At 58.7% G+C, this 26,761-nt stretch carries 25 protein-coding genes; 3 read left to right on the plus strand and 22 right to left on the minus strand.

Annotated elements, in window-relative coordinates; translation table 11 throughout:
• Nucleotides 1-107: 107 nt before the first annotated feature.
• The 14 genes from V6936_RS07690 to flgB all read right to left on the minus strand — a co-directional run bounded on the left by V6936_RS07690 (nt 108) and on the right by flgB (nt 14,103).
• The gene (locus V6936_RS07690; RefSeq protein WP_003804659.1) at nt 108-1,814 is read right to left on the minus strand and encodes a methyl-accepting chemotaxis protein; all 1,707 of its coding nucleotides are present in this window, start codon (nt 1,812-1,814) and stop codon (nt 108-110) included.
• A gap of 21 nt (nt 1,815-1,835) precedes the next feature.
• Nucleotides 1,836-2,273: a hypothetical protein gene (locus V6936_RS07695; RefSeq protein ID WP_003804661.1), complete on the minus strand. Its 438-nt coding sequence runs from the start codon at nt 2,271-2,273 to the stop codon at nt 1,836-1,838.
• Entirely contained in the window at nt 2,273-3,652 is a 1,380-nt protein-coding gene (locus V6936_RS07700) for a methyl-accepting chemotaxis protein (protein ID WP_336579679.1), read from the minus strand. The genes V6936_RS07695 and V6936_RS07700 overlap by 1 nt, the downstream gene beginning before the upstream one ends.
• A gap of 124 nt (nt 3,653-3,776) precedes the next feature.
• Nucleotides 3,777-4,994, minus strand: a complete 1,218-nt coding sequence (gene flgL / locus V6936_RS07705) for a flagellar hook-associated protein FlgL (RefSeq protein WP_003804665.1) — start codon at nt 4,992-4,994, stop codon at nt 3,777-3,779.
• Nucleotides 4,995-5,029: 35 nt separating this feature from the next.
• Nucleotides 5,030-6,745 (minus strand): flagellar hook-associated protein FlgK, encoded by a 1,716-nt coding sequence (gene flgK / locus V6936_RS07710; protein ID WP_003804667.1) that lies wholly within the window; start codon nt 6,743-6,745, stop codon nt 5,030-5,032.
• Between the two features lie 105 nt (nt 6,746-6,850).
• Entirely contained in the window at nt 6,851-7,816 is a 966-nt protein-coding gene (gene flgJ / locus V6936_RS07715) for a flagellar assembly peptidoglycan hydrolase FlgJ (protein WP_003804669.1), read from the minus strand.
• A complete protein-coding gene (locus tag V6936_RS07720) occupies nt 7,816-8,946 on the minus strand; it encodes a flagellar basal body P-ring protein FlgI (protein WP_080585005.1) in 1,131 nt (376 codons plus the stop codon). The genes flgJ and V6936_RS07720 overlap by 1 nt, the downstream gene beginning before the upstream one ends.
• 26 nt (nt 8,947-8,972) lie before the next feature.
• Entirely contained in the window at nt 8,973-9,659 is a 687-nt protein-coding gene (locus tag V6936_RS07725; protein WP_003804673.1) for a flagellar basal body L-ring protein FlgH, read from the minus strand.
• A 19-nt stretch (nt 9,660-9,678) separates the two neighbouring features.
• Entirely contained in the window at nt 9,679-10,464 is a 786-nt protein-coding gene (gene flgG / locus V6936_RS07730) for a flagellar basal-body rod protein FlgG (RefSeq protein ID WP_003804676.1), read from the minus strand.
• A gap of 44 nt (nt 10,465-10,508) precedes the next feature.
• Nucleotides 10,509-11,258 carry a flagellar basal-body rod protein FlgF gene (gene flgF / locus V6936_RS07735; RefSeq protein ID WP_131071437.1) on the minus strand — a complete coding sequence of 250 codons (750 nt, stop codon included), beginning with the start codon at nt 11,256-11,258 and terminating at the stop codon, nt 10,509-10,511.
• 8 nt (nt 11,259-11,266) lie between these two features.
• The gene (gene flgE / locus V6936_RS07740) at nt 11,267-12,499 is read right to left on the minus strand and encodes a flagellar hook protein FlgE (protein ID WP_003804679.1); all 1,233 of its coding nucleotides are present in this window, start codon (nt 12,497-12,499) and stop codon (nt 11,267-11,269) included.
• Between the two features lie 54 nt (nt 12,500-12,553).
• A complete protein-coding gene (locus V6936_RS07745; RefSeq protein WP_003804681.1) occupies nt 12,554-13,246 on the minus strand; it encodes a flagellar hook capping FlgD N-terminal domain-containing protein in 693 nt (230 codons plus the stop codon).
• A gap of 23 nt (nt 13,247-13,269) precedes the next feature.
• Nucleotides 13,270-13,674, minus strand: a complete 405-nt coding sequence (flgC, locus tag V6936_RS07750; protein WP_003804683.1) for a flagellar basal body rod protein FlgC — start codon at nt 13,672-13,674, stop codon at nt 13,270-13,272.
• Between the two features lie 12 nt (nt 13,675-13,686).
• On the minus strand, nt 13,687-14,103 hold the full coding sequence (gene flgB / locus V6936_RS07755; protein WP_003804685.1) for a flagellar basal body rod protein FlgB: 417 nt from the start codon (nt 14,101-14,103) through the stop codon (nt 13,687-13,689).
• A 174-nt stretch (nt 14,104-14,277) separates the two neighbouring features.
• Here flgB and flgA point away from each other — a divergent pair, with 174 nt between their 5' ends.
• The 3 genes from flgA to V6936_RS07770 all read left to right on the plus strand — a co-directional run bounded on the left by flgA (nt 14,278) and on the right by V6936_RS07770 (nt 15,820).
• Complete coding sequence (flgA, locus tag V6936_RS07760; RefSeq protein WP_039943991.1) at nt 14,278-14,982, plus strand: flagellar basal body P-ring formation chaperone FlgA; 705 nt, start codon at nt 14,278-14,280, stop codon at nt 14,980-14,982.
• Between the two features lie 84 nt (nt 14,983-15,066).
• On the plus strand, nt 15,067-15,354 hold the full coding sequence (gene flgM, locus V6936_RS07765; RefSeq protein WP_240209351.1) for a flagellar biosynthesis anti-sigma factor FlgM: 288 nt from the start codon (nt 15,067-15,069) through the stop codon (nt 15,352-15,354).
• Nucleotides 15,355-15,370: 16 nt separating this feature from the next.
• Nucleotides 15,371-15,820: a flagella synthesis protein FlgN gene (locus V6936_RS07770; RefSeq protein WP_240209352.1), complete on the plus strand. Its 450-nt coding sequence runs from the start codon at nt 15,371-15,373 to the stop codon at nt 15,818-15,820.
• Nucleotides 15,821-16,068: 248 nt separating this feature from the next.
• On the opposite strand, the gene flhF is transcribed toward V6936_RS07770, so the two are convergent.
• The 8 genes from flhF to V6936_RS07810 form a co-directional block, all read right to left on the minus strand.
• The gene (flhF, locus tag V6936_RS07775) at nt 16,069-18,417 is read right to left on the minus strand and encodes a flagellar biosynthesis protein FlhF (RefSeq protein ID WP_336579681.1); all 2,349 of its coding nucleotides are present in this window, start codon (nt 18,415-18,417) and stop codon (nt 16,069-16,071) included.
• Complete coding sequence (gene flhA / locus V6936_RS07780; protein WP_336579682.1) at nt 18,414-20,525, minus strand: flagellar biosynthesis protein FlhA; 2,112 nt, start codon at nt 20,523-20,525, stop codon at nt 18,414-18,416. Before flhA ends, flhF begins: the two co-directional genes overlap by 4 nt.
• A gap of 5 nt (nt 20,526-20,530) precedes the next feature.
• Nucleotides 20,531-21,682 (minus strand): flagellar biosynthesis protein FlhB, encoded by a 1,152-nt coding sequence (gene flhB, locus V6936_RS07785; protein WP_003804696.1) that lies wholly within the window; start codon nt 21,680-21,682, stop codon nt 20,531-20,533.
• A 215-nt stretch (nt 21,683-21,897) separates the two neighbouring features.
• Nucleotides 21,898-22,539, minus strand: a complete 642-nt coding sequence (cheZ, locus tag V6936_RS07790; protein WP_003804698.1) for a protein phosphatase CheZ — start codon at nt 22,537-22,539, stop codon at nt 21,898-21,900.
• Between the two features lie 13 nt (nt 22,540-22,552).
• Nucleotides 22,553-22,942 carry a chemotaxis response regulator CheY gene (gene cheY, locus V6936_RS07795; RefSeq protein ID WP_003804700.1) on the minus strand — a complete coding sequence of 130 codons (390 nt, stop codon included), beginning with the start codon at nt 22,940-22,942 and terminating at the stop codon, nt 22,553-22,555.
• A gap of 44 nt (nt 22,943-22,986) precedes the next feature.
• Nucleotides 22,987-24,045, minus strand: coding sequence for a protein-glutamate methylesterase/protein-glutamine glutaminase (locus V6936_RS07800; RefSeq protein WP_003804702.1), 1,059 nt, complete (start codon nt 24,043-24,045; stop codon nt 22,987-22,989).
• 64 nt (nt 24,046-24,109) lie between these two features.
• Nucleotides 24,110-24,952 (minus strand): CheR family methyltransferase, encoded by an 843-nt coding sequence (locus V6936_RS07805; RefSeq protein WP_230406275.1) that lies wholly within the window; start codon nt 24,950-24,952, stop codon nt 24,110-24,112.
• A gap of 4 nt (nt 24,953-24,956) precedes the next feature.
• Nucleotides 24,957-26,693: a methyl-accepting chemotaxis protein gene (locus V6936_RS07810; RefSeq protein WP_131071435.1), complete on the minus strand. Its 1,737-nt coding sequence runs from the start codon at nt 26,691-26,693 to the stop codon at nt 24,957-24,959.
• Nucleotides 26,694-26,761: the final 68 nt, after the last annotated feature.

The raw sequence follows: 26,761 nt of genomic DNA on the forward strand, positions 1-26,761 counted from the left end.
CTGGCTAGGGGCAAAGAATTATTGTGCCATGCAGCATCGCCCTCGCGGACCCTGATTTTCTAGGGGATTTCAACTATAGGCACCCGCCCGTTTTTCCCCCAAAAGGCTTAGCGCAACCGGTCGTAATCGCGTTCGGCCATATCAATCACATCCCCTTCCTGAACCTTGAACTGGGACACGGCCTCTGCCAGGGTCTCGGATTGTGCCTGCAAGGAGCCTGCCGCAGCCGCCGCCTCCTCGACCAGCGAGGCGTTTTGCTGCACCACAGCATCCATTTGAGCCACTGCCGTGTTGATCTGCTCAATACCGGCCGTCTGCTCCTGCGAGGCCGAGGAAATCTCGCTCATCAAGGTGGTGACGCTATTGACCGCACGCACCACCTCTTGAATGATGTCGCCCGCACTGGCCACCTGCTGCGTTCCGGTCTGGACTTCGTTTTGCGAGGCTTCGATCAGACCTTTGATTTCCTTGGCGGCCTGGGCGCTGCGCTGTGCCAGGCTACGCACCTCTCCGGCCACCACGGCAAAGCCCTTGCCCTGCTCTCCCGCGCGAGCCGCTTCCACCGCGGCGTTCAAGGCCAGAATATTGGTCTGGAAGGCAATACCGTCAATCACGTTAACAATGTCGGCTACCTGTCCGGAACGAGCGGAAATCTGGTTCATCGTGTGAACGACCGCGCCGACCGACTCACCACCCTGCTGTGCCACTTTGGCGGCGTTATGCGCCAACTGATCGGCCTGATGGGCATTGTCGGCATTCTGACGCACCGTACTGGCCAATTCTTCAAGACTGGCCGCCGTTTCCTGCAAAGCGGCAGCTTGCTGCTCGGTGCGGGAACTCAAGTCGGTATTACCGGCAAAAATCTGCGAAGAACCCGAGGCGATCTCGTCCACACCTTGGCGCACGGTCAGCACGATCCCCTGCAGGCTTTGTTGCATGCGACGCATGGCGTCATACAACACCCCGACCTCATTGGCCGAGCGGTAGGTAATTTTCTTGGTCAGATCGCCGTTGGCAATATGGTCAAAATGCATACCGGCTTCACGCAAGGGGGTCAACGCGGTGCGGCCCAGCACCAGTCGCAAGGCCACAATAATGGCCAGACCCAGCAACAAGGCCAGGGCGATGACGATATTGGCCACACGGGTTTGCAGTTCTGCCTGCTCCAGCAACACGTCAGTCTGCTCGTTGTAGAACTTGCTCAGCTCCTCAATGCGGAACTGGAAAGTGGCAGCGCGCAAAACGCCAAAACCTTCGCTGACAAAGTAAAAGGTACTGTAATCACGGGTTTCCAGTGCCTGAACCATGGGTTCAATCCCGTCATCCAGATAGGCCTGATAGGACGCAACCAGTCCCATGGCCAAACGGCGCAGCTCAGGCTCGGTCGGCATATTGGCACGAATATCGGCAAAGGCCTTGCGCACCTCATCCAGCTTTTGCGTGGCCAACGTGACAGAGTTCTCGGCACTTTGCAGCAGGTTCTGATCATCATCAATACCGGCTTCCTGATAGAAGCGCGCCGCGCTCATCAAGCTGACACGGGCTTCCATCATATTGTTGTTCAACTGCAGGATCTGCATGGCACGCTGATCCTGACGATTGATCGTACGCAAGGCCTCGCCACTTTGCTGCAGGTAATAGGCGGCCAGCCCCCCTACCGCCACAATCAGGACCAAAAACAATCCCATGCAAATCATCAGCATGGTGCTGATCTTCAAGCCCGACGCCGACTTCAGGCTGGGACGAAACGATTTGGAGGAACGACGTTTAGATGCGCGGGACGCGGACGGAAGACTGCTTTCAATACCCAGCATTTGCTAAATCCAAAGAAAACTCTAGTGGCTGACCGGCAAGATGGTAATCATCTCCGTGCCAGGGTGCTCAATCGTGACCGAGCCTGTAGTAGCGCTACGCGCTTGCTCGCGGTACATGGAAGGAATATGGCTGCGTTTGACCACATGCTGGAAACGCCCCTGGGCATCAAACTGAAGCCACAACTCCTGGCGAAAATAGACCGCGTCCGTTGCCAGGGTTGTCCCCTGGAACCACACGGCCATTTCACTGCCGTCGAGCTGTCGGTAGACCTGGTGTGGACGGCCTTGCAAGGACTGCTCAGCGTCAGCACGCGTGCTTTGGCCCAGGACCAGATCATTCAGCCCCGACGCCTTGAAAGACGAGCCCTGGGTGGCGCAAGCAGCCAGGGTCAGCAAGCACAAACCGATCAGCGTCTTACGGCCCCGCCCGACCCAGATACCCAGTCGGGAGCAAGGCATTAGAACTCCTCCCAATCATCGTCCGAAGAGGCACTGTGAGGCTTGCCGCTCAAGTCGGGACGCAACAGACGCTGACTATCTTCCTGAGTAGCGGCGGTGGCCTTGGCAGCAGGCGGCGAGGTCTTGGCGGGAGCCGACAGCCCCCTGCTCACGCCCGCAGCAGGTTTGGCAGCGTTCGCTACACCTTTCAAGGATGGCGTGCGACGTGTCTCGGCGTCCGATGAGGATGCACTGGCACTGCGGCGGTTAGCGACGCGGCGGGCGCTGACGTCGATCACTTCCGTGCCCGGCGAGCGAAAGAACGCGATCGCCTGGTTGACCTTGGTGACCTGCTCGCTCAGCCCCGAGGAAGCCAGAGCGGCCTGCTCCACCAGACGGGCGTTGTACTGCGTCGTCTCATCCATCTGCGAGACAGCGCGATTCACCTGATCGATACCGGAGGACTGCTCAATCGTTGCGGCCGTGATCTCACCCATGATGTCGGTGACACGACGCACGGAATCCACAATTTCCTGCATAGTGGCGCCCGCGCGTTCCACCTGCGAGGAACCTTCCGTGACCTTACGCACCGAATCCTCGATCAGGGCCGTGATTTCACGCGCGGCCTGCGCACTGCGTTGTGCCAGAGCGCGGACTTCAGCGGCCACCACGGCAAAACCCTTGCCCTGCTCACCCGCACGAGCCGCTTCAACCGCCGCGTTCAGGGCCAGAATATTGGTCTGGAAAGCAATGCTGTCAATCACGCCCACAATATCGGAGATCTTGTTGGAACTGGCCGAAATCCCCTGCATGGTGGCTACCACTTCATTGACGGCGCTCCCCCCACGATGTGCTACATCCGAGGCGGTCGCGGCCAACTGATTGGCTTGCTGGGCGTTATCGGCATTTTGGCGAACGGTCCCAGCCAATTGTTCCATGCTGGCAGCCGTCTGCTGCAAGGAAGCAGCCTGCTCTTCGGTACGACTGCTGATATTGGTGTTGCCCTGGGCAATTTCCTGTGCGCCGGCATGAATCTCCTCCAGTCCCAGACGCACCGCCGTGGTGGTCTTGACCAGGGACTCCTGCATGCGACCCAGCGACTCGAACAAGTCACCGATTTCGTTGGAGGTCAGAACATGGATACGTTGGGTCAGGTCGCCTTTGGCAATGGCATCAAAGTACGCCGCAAAGTCACCCAAGGGACGCACCACCCGACGGAGAAAGTAGCTGATGGCCGCCAGCCCCAACAACACGGCCAGCACCAGCACGACGGTCAAGACAATGTTGAAGGTGCTCTGCTGCTCCTGCAAGGTGCGCAACACCGCGTCACCGGAGCCCAGGGCCAACAGACCATGAAAGTAATACAGCACCCAGGCTGCCATGGCCACTGTCAATGCCATCAGAGCAGCAATACAAAAGGTCATGCCGACCCTTAGACTCAAATTCTTAAAAAGCATAGAAGATTCCCGCACGTGGTGCTTGACTGCCGGTTAAGGAAAAACCACCCAAAAAAGGAACAGCGTCCTAGCGATTCAAATTGAACAGGCTCATGCTCTGGATCGTCTGAAATGCCATCGCCGACATTTCCAGCGCAGCCTTGCGCAGCTCCAACTGAGTGGACGCATCAAAAATATTCAGATCTTCCAGACGCGAGAGCTCATTGGTGTAATTGAGGGCTCGGGCAGCCCCATTGGCGCTGAGCGCATCAATTTCATTCATGCGCGTACCGACCGACGAAATTACGGTCTGCACATTGTCGAAGTTCTCCCCGATACGCTGTATGGCTGAGTTCATCGCGTTGCGAAACTCGGCCTGGGCAACCGGGTCCCCACTGACAGGCTTGCGCAAGGCGTCCACCACCGACTGCAAGGTGTTGAACATATTCATGTCAGCCGGGCTGGTGCTGTCCACCGAACTGATGGCAAAGCTGTCACCTACGGCGGGCTTGCCTTCGATCTGCACGCTGACCCCGCCAGGCAGGCTGATGCGCTGACGCTCGTTCTCATCCAGCACACCTTGACTGACCACCGCCCCGTTCACCTCGATGTCGTAATCCGTTTCCGAGGTAAATCGGATGGTGTAATTGGCCTGCGCGCCAGGCAAGGACGAGTTGCCGTTGGGGGCGCTGAGCACAGCCGAGCCACTGTTGGCGTTGGCCTGGGTGAAGTAGGCTGTCGATCCGGGGTTGGCCCGCTCGAAGATGGTGCGACCATGATCGGCCGAGTCCATCTGGCGGGTTTGCTCAACCTGAATATCACGGCTGTTGGTGTCACCCGTGTAGGTAAAGGTGTTTCCCGTCCGCTCAAACGCCTGAGTCGTCCCTTTAGCCCCGGAGAACAGATACTGGCCCGAACCATCCTTGGTGTTGGCAAAGCCAAACAGGGTATCCAGCGCACTTTCGATCACGGTAGCCAAGGTGCTGCGATCGGCATCCGACATGGTGCCCGTGGAAGCTTCCACCAAACGGGTTTGCACGCCCTGCAACTGCAGGTTGACGGCATTGAGCAGGTTTTCTTCCTCACCCAGCGAACGCATGGCCACTTCGCGGTTTTCACCATAGCGCTTGTCCATGGCCTGCGACTGCGCCAGATTGATGGTCTGGGCCGACGCCAAAGGATCATCCGAGGGGGTGATCATCCGCTTTTGCGAGCCCATCTGCTGAAAAACACGCATCAGATCGGACTGCTGCTTGTTGATCGAGTTCAGGCCTGTCTGAAAAAAAAGAGAAGAACTAATACGCATAGCAAGGTTCCAATTTCAAGACTGAATCGCCGTACTTACGTACGCAGGCCCAACAGGGTGTCAAACATCTGGGAGCTGACATCAATCAAACGGGCGGCCGCCTGATACTGTTCCTGAAAACGCTGGAGCATGATGTATTCCTCATCCTTGTTAACGCCCGACAAGGCCTGCTGAGCGGCATAGTTCTGCTCGATCAGCTTGAGTTGCGCCTTGGCCGCGGTGCCGTTTTGCTGCGTTTGCACCGCAATCCGGTTCACGATCTGGCCAAAGGAGTCATTCAGGCTCAGGGAGCCGTCCGCCAACACTTTGGTATTGCGCAGATCCGCCAGTTTCTGAGCGATCGTGCCATTGGCCGAGCCGGTATCCGGGTTGGCCGCGGCAATATCCTGGGGACGCTTGATCTCCACCTGTAAATTGCTGCCAGCGGTGGCGGTAGGCTGAACCAGCCAGGAATCCCCATCCTGCGACTGGGTCTTCAGGCTGGACACGTCGATTTCCAGGCCATCCACCCGCGTAATGCCGCCGTCCTGGTCCGGTCCATTGAGGGGCGTAATGTCGTTGCTGCTCAGATTGCGCAACTGAAAGCGTCCGTCCACACGCTCGATCCGGTAGTTATCGCCGGTCAGCTTGTCCACGGGTTGGGTGTAACCCTTGCTGGGATCAGCCGGATCAATCGGGTCCTTGTAGAAGGACACACCGGGTACGCCACTGCTGACGGGATTGGTGCCATTGGCCACGACTTTGGGGCCACTGACGCTGAATATGTCTTTGCCCGCCTCCCCCTTCAAGTCAATGCCTTGACGGTGAATATCGTTCACGGTGTGGGCCAGGCCCACGGCCAGACGCCCCAGGGCGCTGATGGCGGGCTCCAGACTTTCCTGACGGAACTGCAGCAGGCCACCGAGCGTGCCGCCTTTGATCGCGCCTTCACGAAACTCGGTCACCACCATCTTGCCGTCCACGTTCAGGGCAGACGTAAACCCGACCACAAACCGCTCAGGGTTTTCTGCGGAACGCACCGCATGCAAGGGATAGACCCGCTCGCCACCCAACAACATCTGGCCACCTGCGGTGGTCACGCTCAAGCGCCCGTCCTGCTCGACGGTGCGAACGTCAATCAGTTGTCCCAGTTCGGCCACCAACTGTTCGCGCTGGTCCAGCAGATCATTGGGCTCGTGTCCGGGCGTGGTTCCCTTGGCCGCCACAATCTGCTTATTGACGTTGTCGATCCGCTCCAGATAGCTGTTGATCTGGGTAACCGTGGTTCCAACCTGCGTGTTGATGTTCTCGTTCACGCGGTTCATGTAGGAGGTGGCGTCACGAATCTGGGTGGCCAGACTTTCGGCGCGGCCCAACAGTTCCTGGCGTGCCGAAGGATCGGCAGGCTGCGAGGCAACCGCTTCCAGCCCGTCAAAGAAATTCTGCAAGGCTGGGCTGACACCGACCGTACGATCCGAGAACAGATTGTCCAGCTGGGCAATTTCGGTGCCGTAGCTGACCAGAGCCGCTCCGGCGGTCTGGGAACGCACCAGCTGTTGATACAGAAAATTGTCGTAGGAGCGCTGAACCGTCACGACCTGCACACCGCGGCCGTAGTAACCGGCACTGCCTCCTACCGAACCAGCCGTCTCAACCAGAACCGATTGGCGGTTATAGCCAGGGGTATCGATATTATTAATATTGTGGCCCGTCACCTGCATGCGCTTTTGAGCGGCATACAAGCCGGTAATACCAAGGTTGGCGAGATTCATATCAAATCCTTTCTGTCCTGCCCGGCCCGTTGTGTCCAAGGCGAAAAATGAACATGCTGCTTTTTAACGACCACCTTGGTGCATTATTTAGACCTGTAACAATAATTAAGACTTGCCACCATCAAAGTAGGCCATGATGGCAATCAGTTTTTTGGCGTAAGAAGGATCCGTGGCGTAGCCTGCATCCTGAATACGCTGCGCAGCCTCTTGCGGCGTTGCGGCGTGCTTGACGCTTTCATAGCGCTTGTTATTGCCGATCAGACGCGCGTAGTCGGCAAAGGACTCGGCATAAGAGTCATAGGCACGAAAGGTTTGCGTCATCTTGCGCGCCACACCGTTTTGGTATTCGGTGGTCATGACCTCTACCGTTTTTCCTTTCCAGGAGGGGGTGGCCTTGATCCCAAACAAGTTGTGGCTGGTGGAACCGTCGGCATGCATGATTTCACGTTTGCCCCAGCCCGACTCCAAGGCCGCCTGACTCAGGATCAGCTTGGCGGGGACACCACTGTCTTCTGCGGCCACTTTGGCTGCGGTATTCATGCGGTCTACAAACTGACGGATGTGGTTGGGCGCCCCCTGAATGGAAGAGTACACGCGCTGCACCGTGCTGTTATTGCTGAGCTTGTCGATCAGTTCGGCAATGGAGGCCGCATCAATGGAGCGGTCATTGGGCATGCGCGAGCGCAAATCCGCACGACGCGAAGACGCGGTTTCCGGGTCATAGGACGCAGCGCCAAAGGGCTCGCTGTCTTGCCCGCTCATCTGAGCCTGCAACGCCTTGGCCAATCCGATGCCCGGGTCAGCCAACTGCAGGGCCAACTGCTCATCGCCCAGGCTTTGCGCCATGCGCACGGACTGGGTATCAAACATGCCGCCTTCAGGATTGGCGGCTCGCGCCTGCTTCAAAATATTCTGGATAAACAGGGACTCGAACTGACGGGCCACTTGCAGTTGAGTCGCTTGATTCTGATCGTCCTGCCCGGCTTGCCGACGCAGCTGAGCCAACTGTTGCGGGTCAAAAATTGAAACCTGCGTTCCCGTTCCTGGACGAGGAAAGTACTGCACCGTCATTAGATGATCTCCAGATCTGCCCGCAAAGCGCCCGCGCTTTTCAGGTTCTGCAAAATGGACAACAAATCTTGAGGGGTAGCGCCCAAGGCATTGAGCGCCCGCACCACATCGGCCAGATTGGCACTGGTCTTTACGCGTTGCAGCGAACCACTGTCACTGCGCATTTCAATCTGCGTGCTGTCAGCCACGACCGTCTGGCCGCCACCGAACGGGGTATCGGGCTGGCTGACCTGCGGTTGACGGCTGATGACCACCGACAAGTTGCCATAGGCAATCGCGGCCTCATCAATGGTGACGGTACGATTCATGACCACCGAACCCGTACGCGCATTGATAACCACTCGTGCGCGCGCTGGCGGCAGATTTACTTGCAGGTTTTCCACATGGGAAATAAAAGCAGTCTGGGCCTGGGGGTCCAATGGACCCCGTACCTGAATCAGGCGCCCATCCAGCGCCGTGGCCGTGGACGGACCGAACTGTTTGTTCAGGGCAGCCACCACGTTCTGGGCGGTCCCAAAGTCCGAGGTGTTCATCTCCAGATTGATCACCCCGTCCCGCGCATACGTTGTGGGCACGCTTTGCTCGACCGTGGCACCGCCAGGAATCGTGCCGCCATTTAACTGGTTGACCTGGACACTGGAACCGCCGGCTTCGGCACCGGCGCCGCCTACCAGCAAGTTACCCTGTGCGATCGCGTACACCTGACCGTTCGCACCTTTCAAGGGCGTCATCAGCAAGGTGCCGCCGCGCAGACTCTTGGCGTTCCCCATGGAGGACACCACCACGTCCACAGACTGGCCAGGACGGGCAAAGGCGGGCAGGCGGGCTGTCACCATCACAGCCGCCACGTTCTTGAGCTGCATATTGCTGCCCTGGGGAATAGTCACCCCCAGTTGCGACAGCATATTGGTCAGACTTTGCTGCGTAAACGGCGCTTGGCGAACCTGGTCGCCACTGCCGTCCAGACCCACCACCAGACCGTAACCGATCAGCGGATTGTCGCGCACCCCCTGGATGGACGCCAGATCCTTGATTCGCTCGGCCTGACTGAGCGGAGCCAGCAACAGGCCTGCTGCCAGCATGGCTGCCCGCAGCATGTCGCGGTAAGAAGAGAAAGGAGTACGACTCATGGAAAATGCCATAGCAAGCAAAAGGCTCAGAACGGGGAAATATTCAGGAAAAAACGCTGTAGCCAACCCATGGTCTGGACTTCGTCCATCACCCCTTTGCTACGAAACTCGATACGGGCATCGGCCACCTGCGTGGACGACACCGTATTGCTGCCGGTAATGGAGCGCGGGTCCACAACGCCGGAAAAGCGGATGTGTTCACTGCCCCGGTTGATGGCGATCTGCTTCTCCCCGGCGACCTGCAGGTTACCGTTGGGCAGCACGCCCACCACCGTCGTGGTCAAGGTGCCGCTGAACGTATTGTCGGCGCGGCTGGAGCCCTTGCCTTGTGCCTTGTTCGAGCCGGACACCTCAAAGTTCTGCTTGCTGCCTATTTCATTGGGCAGGAAAGCCGGGACACCCGTAAAGTCCAAGCCGCCGCTACCGGTCCGGTCCGTGTTGGTCGACACATTCTTGGCAGCGTTGGTGCGCTCCTGAATCATGATGGTGACAATATCGCCCACATTGCGGGGCCGTCTGTCCTCAAACAGCGGATAGTTGCCATACGCCGAGGGCTGATAGATGGAGCCATTTGCCACCACAGCCGCTGGAATGGCGGGAGGCGGAGCCGCGGTCAAGGGGCCGGTGACTACATCTTCAGGGGGCACCAGCGCGCAACCGGACAAGACAAGCAGCGCACACAGGGCAAGACGGCTCAACAGAGCTTGGAACATTGTCACGATCTCTTCAGGTTTACAGCTGCGTCAGACGAGCCAGCATCTGGTCAGCGGTGGACACGGCCTTGCTATTGATTTCGTAGGCACGCTGGGCACTGATCATATTGACCAGCTCCTCGGCCACGTTGACGTTGGACGTTTCGTTGTACTTGTGCATGACCAGCCCTGCGCCATCCATACCTGGCTGCAGAAAGTTTGCGGCCCCCGACGCATCGGTTTCGATGTACAAGTTCTCGCCCATGCTTTGCAAACCGGCCGGGTTGACGAAGGTGCTCAGTTGCAGTTGCCCCACCTCCACACTGGCGCCCGCGGCACCGGGCTGAGTAACCGACACGGTCCCGTCGCGCCCAATGGTCAGTTCCAGGGCGTTATCCGGGATATTGATGGGAGGCTGAATGGGGTAGCCGCCGGCTGTTACCAGCTGACCATTCTGATCGCGTTGCAAACTGCCGTCACGCGTATAGGCGAAGGTGCCATCCGGCATTTCCACTTGCAAAAACCCACTGCCCTGAATGGCGATGTCCATATTGTGGCCGGTGTGCTTCATATCGCCCTGACTATGGATACGCTCCGTGGCCACCGTGCGCACGCCCGTACCGATCTGCAGACCCGTAGGCAACTGGTTGGCAGCGCCGACCTGAGCACCAGGCTGACGAAGGGTTTGGTACATCAGGTCTTCAAACACCGCACGGGTACGTTTGAAACCGGTGGTATTGACGTTGGCCAAGTTATTGGAAATGACATCCATATTGGTCTGCTGGGCTTCCAGACCGGTCTTGGCAATCCACAGAGAGCGAATCATGTGTGTGTAATCCTTGAAGCTAGCGCTCGCGTCATGCGCGAGGCTTAGCCATTAAATGAAAGTAGAGAGTTGGCCCGGTCCTCGCGTACGCCGGCGTCCTGGATGACCTTCATCTGGGTTTCAAAACGACGGGCATTGGCAATCATGGCCACCATCGCTTCAGCCGGGTTCACGTTGCTTTTTTCAATAAAGCCCGACACCATCCGCACCGACGGGTCCGCGGGAGCCGGTGCACCGCTGCTCATACGAAACAAACCATCCTGGCCCCGCAACAGGTCGGCGGCGGGTGGGTTGACCATTTTCAACTGCCCCATCACCTGAATGTCGCGCGGATTGTCGCCAGCTCCCAGGGCAGTCAACTGACCGTCGCTGGAAAAAGTGACGGTTCCCCGATCGGGAATCTCGATCGCCTGACCGTCGGCGCTCAGCACGGGCAAACCGGACTGCGTCACCAACTGGTTCTGGGCATTGACGACCAGATCGCCTGCCCGGGTATAGGCCTCCTGGCCATCGAGCGCACGAACGGCAAACCAGCCCTGACCTGCAATCGCCACATCCAGTGCATTACCGGTTTCGGCCATTGTGCCCGGTTGAAAACGACTGCCCGGCGTCACCGTGGCGGTGCCCACACGGGTCTGCGCACCGTCCTCACTGGTAACGGGCACCGAGCGGTAATACGCGAGCTGTTCGCGAAAACCGGACGTGTTCACATTGGCCAGATTGTTGGTGATGACGTCTTGCTGCTCCAGCGTGCGCTGAGCGCCATTCATGGCGGTATAAATCAGGCGATCCATGACAGCTCTTAACGCAGGTTGACCAGGGTTTGCAGAACCTGATCCTGTGTCTTGATGGTCTGGGCATTGGCCTGATAGGTGCGCTGGGCAATGATCATATTGACCAGTTCCTGACCCATGTCCACATTGGAGTCTTCCACGGCCTGACCCTTGATCGTGGCCAGCCCGTTCTCGCCAGGACGGCCCAAAATGGGTTGACCCGACGCGCCGGTCTCTGCCCAGGCGTTGCCGCCCACAGGGCTAAGGCCTTGCAAGTTGCTAAAGTCGGCCAGAACCAGCGAACCCAGGCGTTGAGTGACGCCGTTGGTGTAGGACGCCACCATGGTGCCGTCCTTGTCAATGTTCATGCCAGCGTATTCACCGGTGGCGTAGCCATCTTGGTAAGGCTTGCCTTTGGCGAACTCGCCACCGAACTGGGTCGTGCCGGTATAGCGCACATCAAAGACCAGATCGTCAGCTGGGGAGGCATTGCCGCCGGGGTTGGCCAAGGTCAGGTTGACCGTTGCAGGGGTCGGGCTGGTCAGCACCCCGGCGCCGTTGAAAGTCAGTGTCGCTTTGGCGGGCGACAAAGGCGTGCTGCCTTCCATGTAGTACACGTCCCATACACTTTCACCGCCCGCATTGGCAGGCCGCTTGACAAAGTACTGAGAGATTTCGTGACTGTTGCCCAGAGAGTCGTAAACGGAGTAGCTAAACGATTCGCTGTAGGTGGTGCTGTCTTTGGGGTCAAAGATATTGATGGGATTGCCATTGGCATCCTGGGCTGGAATTGCTTCGGCACCACCGGGCAGGTTGGGCTTGAAATCCAGGGACGTCGTGGCTTTGGGCGGCACGTTTGCCGATGGCACCTGCAAGCGCTCAAGCTGGCTGCTGCCCACGCCATAGCCAGTCAGGTAGTGGCCCTGGGCATTCACCAAATAGCCTGCCTTGTCGGGATAGAACTGGCCATTGCGCGAAAACAGCACGGCACCGTTGCTTTGCTCCAGACGGAACAGGCCATTGGCACCGTCAATGGCCATGTCAAACATATTGCCCGAGGAGCTGATGTTACCCACCGAAAAGCGCTGGCTGACGCGCGATACTTGCACGCCCAGACCGACGCGCGAGTTCGCGTAAACGTCCGCGAACTGCACACTCGACGCTTTATAGCCAACCGTTCCCGAGTTGGCGATATTGTTACCGATAGAATCCAGGTTCTGGGAGGCGGCGTTCAGGCCGCTCAATCCTTGTCCGAAGCTCATGAAATTTCCTTTTAATGTCGTGTTGGCCCAGCGCGCTCAAGAGGCCAGCAACGCTTACATAATTTTGCGTATATCCAGCAGGGAGAATGAACCTGCCAGACCCAGATCCAGCATCAGGCCGCTGGAGGTATAAGCCACACTATCGACCTTGCCGTGCGTCAATGGACTGGCTGTCACAGCCGTGCCATCATTGCTGGCCAACACACTGACGGTGTAGGAACCGTCGGCCAGCGGGGAGCCCTGGTTGTCCAGGCCATCCCAGCTCAGCGAATACACCCCGGCCTCTTTGGGCCCCAGCTCGTACTCGCGCACCACCTTGCCACTGCTGTCTTTGATATGCACCAAGGTGGTACTGCTGCCACTGACCAGGTCAATCCCAAAAGGCATGGCAACTTTCTCGCCGTCCGGACTCGTGCCCAGGGACACTTTCGCACCTGGCACCAGCACCTGCTTGCCAATCAGGTTGGCAGCCTGCATGGACTGGCTGACATCCATCTGTCCGGCCACGGCCAGCAAGGTGTTGTTCAATTGCTGAATCCCGGCCACCGTGGACATTTGTGCCATCTGGCTGGTGACCTGGGCATTGTCCATGGGGTTAAGTGGGTCCTGATTGCGCAGCTGTGTAATCAGCATGGTCAGGAAACGGTCTTCCGTTTCGGCCATGGCGCTTTTGTTACGGGCATCTATCCCGGCCATCGCCCCGGCGGTGGGGTCCAGGGCACTGCGATCGTTGGTGACTGTGCTCATGCTCTCTCTTTGCGTAAACCGGTTTACTGGCCAATGGTCAGGGTGCGCAACATCAGGTTTTTGGAGGTGTTCACCACCTCTACATTGGCCTGATAGGAGCGCGACGCGGCCAGCATATTGACGGTCTCGGCCACCACATCCACATTGGGCAAGGTCACATAACCTTGGGCATCGGCATAGGGATTGCCGGGGTCGTACTGCAATCGACCCGGCGCATTGCTTTCCTGCACCCCCAGCACCTGCACGCCACCGACAGGACTGTTGCCCTGCGGAGTCATCTGAAACACGACCTGGCGAGCCTTGTATGGCTGACCATCGGGCCCGACCACGCTGTCGGCGTTAGCCAGGTTGCTGGCCGACACGTTCATGCGTTGGGACTGCGCTGTCAGGGCAGAGCCGGCAATCTGGAAAATACTGAAACTGGACATGAAGACTCGCTATTACTGTTGCAAGGCTGCCATCAAGCCTTTCAAACGCTGGGACGCCAGGTTGATGGTGCTTTGATAGTGCAAGGTGTTATCGGCAAACTGCATGCGCTCGACGTCCATCTCAACCGTATTGCCATCCAAAGATGGTTGTACGGGGACGCGGTAGAGCAGCTCGTCCGTGCTGGGCGGACGGCTGGCCTGGGCGGGTATGTGACGGACCGATGTCAGGGACAGGCTGGTATTGGGCAATGCCATCTGGCCCTGCCCCCCTAAAGCAGCTTTCAGGGTGGCCGTAAAGTCCATATCCCGTGCCTTGTAGTTGGGCGTGTCGGCGTTGGCAATATTGGAGGCCAGAACCTCTTGGCGCTGTTGGCGCACAGCCAGTGCCGTCTGGTAAAACTTCAGGTGCTCACCGATGCGATCAATCATGGAGTCAAGCCAATATTCTGTGTTCAAGTTCAAAATACAGTGAACGCGCGCACGCCTTTTCACCGACATGACAGAATGGTAGCCAGAGGCACGGCATCACAAACCCGGGAACAAAACGCAATTTATCGGCCAGTTCAGCTCTTGACCCGGCGACTGAGCCCGTAAAATTCAGCCATGACCTTGTATAGACTCCTGCTTTGCGTATGTCTGTTCGCCCTGGGGGCGAGCGTCACTGCGCGCGCCCAGGAGCCGGCCAACGTACTCAGTGTGCAAGCCATGCAGGAGCAGGCGCAGGAGTTTTTACATAAACAGGCGCAGATGTATCCTGGTGTCGCCACGATCACGCTGGATACCTCGCGCCTTGACACTATGCCGGCCTGCGCCCAAAACCAGATCTTCCTGCCCAGCGGCCAACGCCTGCGCTCGCGCATGAGCGTGGGCGTGCGCTGCCTGAGCCCGCACAGCTGGAGCACGTCGATAGGCGCTACGCTATCGATCCAGGGCAGCTATTACGTGAGCAGCCGGCGTATCAACCCAGGCGAGACCATTCAGCAAGATGATCTGGTCGAGCGCGAGGGGGACTTGCTGGCGCTGGCCAATGGCGTGGTCATTGATCCGGAGCGGATCATCGGCTATGTCGCCAGCCAGCGCATTCCGTTGGGCAATGCGATACGAGCCTCGGCGCTGCGCGATCCACAATCGGTAACACGCGGCCAAATGGTTCGCACCATTGCGCGCGGCATGGGCTTTGTCGCCAGTGGAGAGGGTCAGGCTCTGCAAAGCGGAGCACCGGGCACCCAAATTCAGATCAAGGCCAGTTCAGGGCAAATCATTTCGGCCACTGTCCTGGATGCCTCCACGGTCCAGGTCATTCTCTGAACGAAATCCGATGAGCATGCTAAAGTTTGCGTCCAGAGCGCCGTTACAAGATCAACGCAAAGAACAGGCCGCACGGAGAAAAACGTGAAGATCAGCCCCTCCTCCCTCAAGACACCTCTTGCTGAAACCTCTGCCACAGAACGCAGCACGGCTCCCAGTCGTGCACGCCAGGCATACAACAGCACCAGCACCAACGAAGTGGATTTCAGCGCCGCAGCCCGCCAGCTCAATTCGCTGCAAGACAGCAGCGCCGATGTGAACATGAAAAAAGTCGAGGCCTTGCGCCAGGCTATTGCCGCCGGCGAGCTCAAAATTGACACCAGCCGGATTGCCGACTCCCTGATCGCCTCCGTGCGCGATCTTCTCAAGTAACTCACCCCAAACGGCCATGCCTTTGCAAACCTGCCTTGCCGATCAACACCAAGCCCTGCTGGATTTCGAGCAGTTGCTGGTCGAAGAAAATACCTTGCTGCTGCGTCGCTTTGAGCCTCAGGAACTGGCCCAGATCACCTTGAGCAAGTACCAGTTGCTCGAACGCATTGAGCAACTGGAGCAGACCCGCGCCCAGCTGCTGCAAGCACGCGGACTGGAAAACAGCAATCAGGGCCTGCGCTACGCTGCCGAACAGGACGAGCTGGAACACGAGCTGGAGCAACTGATCGAGCTGAGCCAAAAAGTGCGCAACGCCAGCGACAACAATCGCATTTTGGTTGATACTTTTCTGGCCGACACCCAGCAAAACCTGGATGCGCTAGAAGCCTTCACGGGGCGCAATACGTTCTACGATGCGTCGGGCAAGACGCAAAATACGCAGTCCTCTTTAAGTCTGAAAGTCTGACACCTCGCCCTGACAGCCTGCGAACGTCCGGTCAGGGCAAACCCCACCTCCACCCAAGACAAGCTACGGTGTGCCGGCGCTTCCTGCACAAGGCAGGAACTGCTCATGCATCATGCGCTCTGGCGGCGCAACGAGCTGCCCGAGCATCAGTACAACGCATCTCACTGAGCGCCCGGCCATCTGCGACGACGCTGGACAAAAAAAGCCTGCCGTTTGGCAGGCTTTTACACAGGGCTGGACGGCTGGGCTTAACTCATCGCTTCTTTCAACACCAGCATCTTCACCAGCGCATCGACCGACTGACTGGACTTCAGGCCCGGTTTGCCCAGCAGGCGGGCACTCAGTTGCCGCACACCACGATTGTCGGGGGCCTGCAGCAAATCCCAGCAGGCCAGCGTTAACTGGGCGGCTGCCAGCAGATGAAGTTCTTCTTCAAACTCAGAGTGGCTGGCTGGCAAAATGCCGCGCACGGTGTTGAACAAGCGTGCCATTTCCTGCACTTCGCTACGCAGCATCATGTAGCAGGCCAGACTGGCCGGAGCGATCGGCTCGGCACCTGCATGTTGATGCATGAGCGCAAAACGGGTCTTCAACACCTTGCCATCATGCCGACGTACGGTACGCAGCACAATTAGATCCAGATGAACAGGCTCGCCCTGACGCTGGCGCAACTGCACCGGCTCAACGGCATACCACAGCGCGATTTCACTGAGCCTGACCCGGCCCAGTGTTTCAAGGTGCAGGCGAGCAGCCAGATCGGGAATGGCATGAAAGGCCAACTGTTTGCTCAGGGCATTCGGCGTGGTTTTACCGTCCTTGTGCCACAGGGAGGTCGCGCCGGGGATCAGCGCCAGCCAGTCTGCAGGCATGTCGGCCCACTGACGCCACATGGTGGGCGATCCGCCTTCAAAAATATGCAGCAGATTCACCGGCTGGGCCTGGGTGTTCAAAACCTGCATGGCCTGGTTAAGCGCTTGTGTGGGACTGGGCCGTTCCATGCTGCGCACCCCACGTACATCCGACCACTGTGACGGTGTCTGACGCTGATAGTAGGGAACGCTGAGAGCCTGACCTTTGGGGCTGAACAGGAAACTGAACGAACACTGCTCCTGACTGCCTGCAGGCTGATGATCTGCGTGGATCACCAGCAAACGAGACACATCGCCTTCGCTCACTTCCTGACACGCGGCGCGCATCAAGCCTTCGGCTCGTTGTGCAGCCGCCCCATCCTGCACAGCAGCATGAGGGGCGTGCAAGTCACGCCAAAAGTCATAAGCTTCGGCGCAGGCCAATCGCTCGTCCAGATCAGCGGCGGCACGCCGTGCCTGCTCCAGGCCGACGGGGCCACCCGCCGAGGCAGCAGACAAAAGACGCGGCAAGACACGCGCCCGGCGCTCTTCCTCGGCCTGATGTTCCTGAGCGGACTGCCCGCCACTTTCCAGCAAGGCGGCCAGGTCGCCAGAGCTGGCCGCATACAGAGGGCGCTGACTTTCGCGAACCTGCAAGGCAGAATCGACCAGTTCACCCGCACTCATAAAGCGCAAGTCCTCGGGCACTTTCTGGCCATTGGACACATAATGGATTGGCAATTTGAAACGAATGGCTGTATCCAGGGGAGCACCCAGCTTGATGGCCTCATCCACTTTGGAGATGATGCAGCCGCTCAACGGCGTGCCGCCGTCCTGGGTATAGCTGCGGGCCACCTCATCCAAGGTATCCCCCTGGCTGGCGGCGTTAAGCACCAGCAGGCGCTGTACGCGGCGACCGGCACCTGCCAGCAAAGCGGCCTGTTCGCGCACATAGCGATCCCGCTGGCTGATCCCCATATTGTCGATCAGGATCACCTGATCGGGCCGCACGCCCAGCATCACGCTGCGCAACTGCGCCACATCCTGAACAATATGTACGGCCACTCGCATGAGGTCGCCATAAATCTTTAATTGTTCATGAGCACCAATCCGATAGGTGTCCGTGGTCAGCAAAACCACTTTATCCGGGCCGAAACGACGTACGGCGCGGGCCGCCAGCTTTGCCAGCGTGGTGGTCTTGCCCACCCCCGTAGGACCGACCAGCGCCAGGGCCAGCCCCGGCTGCCACAGGGAATCCTCAGCCCGCAACACGGGCAAATGGGTTTCCAGTTCGGTACGCACCCACTGCAAGGCAGCACGCGCGCCCAGCTCGGGCGGCAGGCGCTTGAGCAGCGCACGCAATAACGCGGTGCTAAAACCCTGCGACAACAGGCTCTGGAACAGATTGACCGCAACCGGAGAGCGGCGCATCTGATGGCTCCAGACCAGATCATCCATCCGGCCTTCCAAGGCACCGCGCAACGCACCGATTGCCCCCATCACATTGTCGGCAGCCGGTGGCGCAGCCATGTCCTGCTGACGTATGCCCGCTGCCTGATGCGCTGTGCCCGTGGGCATGGGCGCACGCTCGGCCGCAGCACCGGGAACCGAGCTGGAATCCGTGGCCAGAATTTCCACCCCGCCATTGACTCGACGGTTGGACACAATCAATGCATCCGGGCCTAAAGCAAGGCGCACCTGACGCATGGCCTCACGACTGGTACTGCCAAAAAAGCGACTTATATTCATTCAGACTGACCAATAATGGTGGTGACCCGAAGGATGCGTTCTTCAGGAATTTCAGCGTTAGACAAGACACCCAACTGGGGAATGTGGTGACGCAGGAAACGAGACAGGGTCGCCCGCAAAATGGGCGGCACAACCAGCACGGGTGGGTCGCCATGCTCTTCCTGGAACTGGGCGGCCCGCATGGTATCGGTCAGCACCGACTCGGCCAGACCGGGCTCCAGAGCGCCGCTGCTGGTCAAGGCCTGCGTCATGACACGCTCCAGACGCGCATCCAAGCCAATCACGCGCAGTTCGCCCTCGCCGGGGAACCACTGTTGTACGATGGCCCGGCCCAGCGCCACCCGCAAAACGGCCAGAAGCTCGCCTGCCTCTTGCCCGGGCTGGACGGCACCGGGAGCCAGAATGCGCGGCGCATGTTCGGCCAAGGTCTCCACAATGCTGCGCATATCGCGAATCGGCACATCTTCCGCCAGCAGACCTCGCAAGACCTTGAGCAAAAGGCTAAGAGACAGGGTCTGGGGCACAAAATCCTCGACCAGCTTGGGAGCCTCGCGCCCCACATGGTCGAGCAGTTGCTGCACTTCCTGACGGCCCAGCAATTCAGCCCCGTGGCGATGCAGTAAATGATTGATGTGCGTGGCAATCACCGTGCTGGCATCGACCACGGTATAGCCCGCAATCTGGGCCTGTTCACGCATACTCACGTCAACCCACACAGCGGGCAGACCAAAGGCCGGATCGCTGGTCGGGGTGCCCGGCAGCTTCATGGTGACACCGCCAGGATCGATGGCCAGCCACTGCCCCGGCGTGGCGGTACCGCGCCCGATCTCCACACCGGCCAACAAAATGCGGTAATCATTGGGCTTGAGTTCGAGGTTGTCCCGGATATGAACGACGGGCGGCAAAAAGCCCACTTCCTGCGCAAACTTCTTACGCAAACTGCGGATACGGTGCAGCAACTCGCCATTTTGAGCGTGGTCCACCAGCGAGATCAGGCGATAGCCCACTTCCAGCCCCAAGGGGTCGACCATGGACACATCATTCCAGCTGGCTTCGCTGGCCGCTGAATCGGCTGCCGCCAAGACCTCATCATTGGGTTCACTGGTCTGCTGTGCCTGTTCTGCCTGATGTTTCTGCATCAGCCAGGCCCCCGCTCCCAGAATGGCCGCCAACAACAGAAACACCAGATTGGGCATGCCGGGAATCAAACCCATCAAGCCCAGAATCCCGGCAGTGATATACAGCACCATGGGATTGCGGAAAAGCTGGTTGACCATCTGCTGGCCCACATCCTCATCAGTGGCCACCCGCGAGACCACGACCCCGGCCGCTGTGGAGATAATCAGGGCGGGAATCTGCGCGACCAGCCCGTCACCAATGGTGAGCAAGGTATACACATGGCCGGCTTCCGAGAAAGACAGGCCGTGCTGCAGCACGCCGATAATCAGACCGCCGATGACGTTGATGACCATGATCAGCAGACCGGCCACCGCATCACCGCGCACAAACTTGCTCGCACCGTCCATGGAACCGTAGAACTCGGCCTCCTGCGAGACTTCCGCCCGGCGACGTCGCGCATCTTCCTCGCCAATCAGACCGGCATTCAGATCCGCATCAATGGCCATTTGCTTGCCCGGCAGGGCATCCAGGGTAAAGCGGGCTCCCACTTCGGCAATACGGCCCGCACCCTTGGTAATCACCACAAAGTTGATGATGACCAGAATCACGAACACGATCAGACCCACGGCAAAATTGCCGCCGACCAGAAAGTGACCAAAGGCCTCAATCACCTGCCCCGCCGCATCCGGTCCTTTATGACCGTTCATCAGCACCACCCGCGTGGAGGCCACGTTCAGGGCCAGACGCAACAAGGTGGCAAACAGCAGCACCGCCGGAAAAGCCGCAAAATCCAAGGGCTTTTTGGTGAACATGGCCACCAGCAAAATCATGACGGCCAGGGCGATATTAAAGGTAAACAGCAGGTCCAGCAGAAACGGCGGCAAGGGCAAAATCATCATGGCCATCACCATGAGAATCAGCACCGGGCCGGCGAGAAGCCGGGCGTGTTGTCCCCCGTTTTGTTTCAGTAAGGCAAAAAAATTGTTCATTGCTTTTAATGTTTGCGCGAACGCAGTGGACCTTCATCCATGCCCGTGGGCACGTTCAGTCGGGTGGGCATGATCGGACGTTCGCCCTGGCCCTTGTTCCAGTTACGAAGCTGATAGACCCAGGCCAGCACCTCGGCCACCGCCGAGTACAGGTCCACAGGAATCTCACGCTCCAGCTCAACATTGAAATACAAGGCTCGCGCCAGCGCGGGTGCTTCCAGCATCGCCACCTTATGCTCTGCCGCCAGCCCGCGAATCTTGGCGGCGATCAGGCCCGTTCCTTTGGCCACCACGCGTGGCGCGCCACCTTTGCCATCCTGGTACTTCAGCGCGACCGCATAATGCGTGGGGTTGGTGACCACCACATCGGCGCCCGGCACCTGGGACATCATGCGCGAACGCGCCATGGACCGCTGCTGCTGCCGGATGCGCCCTTTGACATGCGGATCGCCCTCACTTTCCTTATGTTCTTCCTTTACGTCCTGACGCGACATGCGCAGCTTCTTATAAAAGCTCCACAGCTGCCAGGGCGCGTCAATCAACACAATCACCAGCAGGCTGGCGGCAATCAGGGCGCAACACTTGATGATCAAGGTCATTCCCGTGGCGATGGCCGCTGTGGGATGCACATACATCAGTGCTGTCATCTGCTCGCGCTCGGTCCAGATGACATAGACCGCCACGGAGCCGACCAGACCCGCTTTGGCCAGGGTCTTGATCAGTTCAATCACCGTTTGCATGGAAAACATGCGCTTGATGCCCTTGGCCGGATTCATGCGTTCGAACTTGGGTTGCAGCGCCTTGCCGCTAAAACTCATCCCACCCAGTGCAATGGAGGCCAGTATCGCGACAAGCACCAGCAGTGCAAACAAGGGCGCCAGCCCCTTGAGTGCTTCGCCAGCCAGCCCCGCCGCCTGGACCACCATGGCATTGGGGTCATGGGCGACACGGGGATCGAACCAGACGCTGCGCCGCACGATACCGCCGAAGGTTTCATACAGATACGCAGCCCCGACCCAGATTCCACCAATGCCGGCCAGCAGCATCAAAAACGTGGTCAGCTCTCTGGAACGGGCCACCTGCCCTTCTTCCCGCGCCTTCTCCAGGCGCCGGGGCGAGGCCGGTTCTGTTTTTTCGAGATCGCTGTCTTCTGCCATGGACTGCCAAGACGCAGGAATTGAAGGAATGAATCAAGCGCCCAGCACAAATGTCGCGCTCGCACTACAGGTCGCGGGGTCATTCTAAAAGAGCACCGCCGCTCTGATAGCGCGGAGAAAGCCCGATAAAAGCAGGCTGTTCCCCACAAGCAAAAAGGCGCTGCAGTGCGCAGCGCCTTTTTAATGTCGACACAAGCCGTCTCGAAGGGACAGGTTCAAAAGCCCAGATTGGCCAGCAAATCGTCCACCTGATCCTGGCTGGTGACCACTTCCGAGGCCACCGGCGAGACCACTGGACCATTGATAAGGCTTTGAGTTTCTTCGCGTTTTTCCGTGGGCACATTGTCGACCAGCACCTGGACCAGCTCGGTCTCGATGGTGCCGACCACGCCCAGCATGCGCGTGATCACCTGCCCGGTCAGATCCTGAAAATCCTGGGCCATGATGATCTCCAGCAGGTTGTCCTGGGTCTGCTGGGCCTTGACGGGCACATCGCGCAAAAAGCCACGCGTGCGCTTGACCAGCTCGCGGGCCTGATCCTGGTCCAGGGGCTGCTCAAACCATTGCTCCCATTCCACATCGAGCGCCTGGGCGTCGGCTTGCAAAGACTCTTGCAAAGGACGCACCTGCTCGGCAGCATTGAGCACCCGGTTGGCGGCTTGCTCGGTCATGCGAGCCACATAGTGCAGACGATCGCGGGCATCCGGAATCGCGTGCGCGGCATCTTTGATGGCTTGATCCAGACCCAGTTCGCGCATGCTTTCCCGCAGCAGGCGGGTCAGATTGGCGATGCGGTAGACCAGATCAACCGGTACGCTTTGGGAATCAGGATGAGTCGGTGTTTGCTGTGGGTCCATGACGTACTCCGTATTAACCGCCCATTTTCTCGAAGATCTTGTTCAGCTTTTCTTCCAGCGTTGCGGCGGTAAAGGGTTTGACCACGTAGCCATTGGCCCCTGCCTGGGCGGCGGCAATAATGTTTTCTTTCTTGGCTTCAGCCGTCACCATGAGCACCGGCAACGAAGCCAGGTTCGCATCAGCGCGAATCTGTTTGAGCATCTCCAGCCCGTCCAGATTGGGCATGTTCCAGTCCGAGACCACAAACTCAAAATTGCCATTACGCAATTTCTCCAGGCCCATCTGGCCATCTTCAGCTTCATCCACATTCTCGTATCCCAGATCCTTGAGCAGGTTCTTGATGATCCGGCGCATGGTAGGAAAGTCATCGACGACGAGAATCTTTATATTTTTTTGTACCATTTACATTCTCCAAATGAGTAGCATGCCAGTGCGTTCAGGCCCGTTTATACACGGTGCCCAAAGGCCCCCACACTGGCTAGAATTCGTTCGCTGATCTGCCCCAACGGCAAGGCGATATCCGTTGCGCCAATTTGCAAGGCTTCACGCGGCATGCCAAAGACCACACTGGTGGCCTCATCCTGGGCAAAGGTCAAGGCTCCTGCCTGTCTCATGGCCAGCAGGCCTTGTGCGCCATCCTTGCCCATGCCGGTCAGAATCACCCCCACGGCATTGCGTCCGGCCAGCTCGGCAGCAGAGTGAAACAGGACATCGACCGAAGGCCGATGACGATTGACCGGTTCGCTATCGACCAGCTTGACCACATAATTGGCCCCTGAACGGGCCAGCTTCATGTGAGCGACCCCGCCTGGAGCCAGATACACGTGGCCGGGCAGCACGCGTTGACCGTCCTCAGCCTCATGCACCTGCATGGAGCACAAGCCATCGAGTCGGTTCACAAACGAGCGTGTGAAACCGGCAGGCATATGTTGGGTAATCATGATGGCCGGACAATTGGCCGGCAAGGGCTCAAGCACTTGGCGGATGGCTTCCGTGCCACCCGTGGAGGCGCCAATCATGATCAGTTTTTCAGTCGTTGAAAAATTATGCGTCAGGCGGCGCGCCGGGGCCGCGCCTGGCACGGCCGGAACAGCACGGCGCGGACGGGCAATGGAGGCCGCACGGATCTTGTCGGCAATCAGGTCCGAGTAATCGAGCAGGCCATCGCGCAGGCCCAGCTTGGGCTTGGTCACAAAGTCCACGGCGCCCAGCTCCAGTGCACGCAAGGTGACATCCGAATTGCGCTCGGTCAGCGAAGAGACCATCACGACCGGCATCGGACGCAAGCGCATCAGGCGCTCCAGAAAATCCAGGCCGTCCATGCGAGGCATCTCCACATCCAGCGTCAGGACATCTGGATTGTGTTCTTTGATCAGCTCGCGCGCCACCAGCGGGTCCGGGGCTACCGCCACCACTTCCATATCCGCATGACTGTTGATAATTTCCACCATCAGGCTGCGCACCAGGGCGGAATCGTCTACACACAAAACTCGAATTTTCTTCATGCTACTCATAATCCCGATTTCAAGCGCCGACAGAGCCTGGCGCTTGGCAAGAGGCGGTCAGGCCCTAATTGCGGACATATACCGTCTGACCAAGCAGGCGAAATGCCTTGGTCAGGTAAGAGAAATTCTCCGAATGCCCGACAAACAGCAGGCCGCCCGGTTTGGTCACGGCGGCAAATCGCTCCAGAATGCGCGTCTGGTCATCCCGATCAAAATAAATCATGGTGTTTCGACAGAAGATCACATCAAAACGACTGGACGAGGGCCAGGTTGGCCCCACCAGGTTGAACTCCTCGAACTCCACCATGTTGCGCAACACGGGCTTAACCCGTGCCAGCCCTTTGCGCGCGCCCACGCCGCGCTGAAAATAGCGGGGCAACCAGAGATCGGGCACAGGCTGGATGCGCTCCAGGGTGTAGACCCCCTGCCGGGCCTTGTCCAGGGCAGCCGAGTCAATATCGCTGGCCAGGATGGACACGTTGACATCAGGCGAGGGGCAGTGCTCGCGCACAGTCATGGCAATCGAATATGCCTCCTCGCCGGTCGAGGCCGCACTGCACCAGATATCCAGCGGCTTGCCGCGTGTGCTGACAAATTTGCCCAGAATATCGAAGTGATGCTGCTCGCGAAAAAACGCAGTGTGATTGATGGTGAAAGCGTTAACAAAATCCTGCCATTCCTGGCTGTGCGTGTCCTGCTCCAGAACGTCCAGGTACTGACGCACTTCCCGCAACCCCGCACCTTGGCTGCGCATGCCCAACGTGCGGGCCACCATGTCTTCTTTGTGGGTACCTAAGATGATGCCCGCATACGACTTGAGCAAGCGCGCGGCTCGCTCACAGTCGGCCCTCGAGGCTTGCGGGATCGAGGGCAATGTATAAACAAAAGGTTCCACAGATGTGCTCATATCGCTACAGGCTGGCCAAGGTCCCGCTAAAAGGCCCCGTCGACAGACGCTCGGTGGAACGCGAACGCTCCGGTCCGGACGACTCAAACGGATCATCAATAATGTCGTGCGCGCTCACCTTGAACGCCGACACCGCATCGGACAGACGGGTGGCCTGATCCTGCAAAGACCCGGCCGCTGCGCTCGCCTGCTCCACCAGAGCCGCATTTTGCTGCACAACCACATCCATTTGTGCAACCGCCCGGTTTACCTGCTCAATCCCCTCGGACTGCTCGTTCGAGGCGGAAGAAATTTCTGCCATGATGGTGGTCACGCTCTGTACCGAACTGACCACTTCCATCACCACCTTGCCCGCCTCGTCCACCTGGCGGGTCCCTTCCTTGACCTTGGCCAGCGACTGCTCGATCAAACCCTTGATCTCGCGGGCGGCCTGCGCACTGCGCTGCGCCAAGCTACGCACTTCCCCGGCCACCACGGCAAAACCCTTGCCCTGCTCGCCAGCGCGCGCTGCTTCCACGGCAGCGTTCAAGGCTAGGATATTGGTCTGGAAAGCAATGCCGTCAATCACGTTCACAATCTGCGCGATCTGCCCCGAACTGGCAGACAGATCCTCCATGGTCTGCACCACGGTAGAGACCGCCTGACCGCCACGCAGCGCCACTTCCGATGCGTTCTTGGCAACCTTGTCGGCCTGCTGGGCATTATCGGAGTTCTGGCGAACCGTACTGGCCAATTGCTCCATGCTGGCCGCCGTCTCCTGCAAGGAGGCAGCCTGCTCTTCCGTGCGACTGCTCAGATCCGTATTGCCCACATAAATCTCATGTGAGCCAAAGGTAATCTCCTCCACCCCCTGGCGCACGGTCTGCACCATCGACTGCAGGCTGTTTTGCATACGGCGGACCGCATCGTAGAGCACGCCGATCTCATTGGTGGACTTGACCTCTACACGCTGGGTCAGGTCACCACTGGCAATCCGGTCAAAATGTTCTCCAGCCTGACGCAGGGGACGCAGCACCATGCGATTCAAGAACACATACACCGCCAGGGAAATAAACAGACACAGCACCATGGCCAGTCCGACCAGACGGATTACCAGGTTGTATTGCTCGTTCTCTTTCTGGTACTGGGTATCAATCGAGCGCTGCTGAGCCTCTTGCAAGGAGTTCAAGGCGCTGTACAGATCTTCTTCCAGGAACTTGGTGGTCGTGGCGACATAACTGCGAAAACCTGCAATATCGCCCTGCTCCAGATAGGCAATCAAAGGCAGCACCCCGCCTTGCATCAGCGACATGAATGCCGCATCTACACGCTGATAATAGTCATTGGTGCCTTCCAGCTGCGTGGCCACGCCCTGATACTCAAAAAACGCTTCCTGGGCACGCTCGAACTGCTTGCGCGTCGCCTCCAGCGCATCGCGGGTTGCCGAACTGATCGCTGAGGTTTCAGGCGCCGCATCGCTCCACTCGGCCATCAGGTCCTGGTTTTGCAGATCGTTGCTGACCACATAGCTGATGGCCGCTCGTCCAATCAGGGTTTGGGTCTCTTTGTAGTGCTCGATCGCCTGATACATGGCCGAGCCTACCCGCTGGTTGACCACGATGCTTTGCAGCGCACCGTTATTGGCACGCAGGGACAAAATCCCCAAAGCCGCGCCCGCCACCAGCATTGCCAGAAAAAACACCAGTACCAGAATCAGACTGGTCCGCACCTTCAGATTGGCCAAACGTAATCCATCCAGCATCGCAAGCACCTTGTCTAGAGTAGATCAGAACATCAGAGGCGCTTGTGACGCCTCCCCCGACCCGAACA

The sequence above is a fragment of the Alcaligenes sp. CHO6 genome (assembly GCF_037120595.1).
Classification (GTDB): domain Bacteria; phylum Pseudomonadota; class Gammaproteobacteria; order Burkholderiales; family Burkholderiaceae_B; genus Alcaligenes; species Alcaligenes ammonioxydans.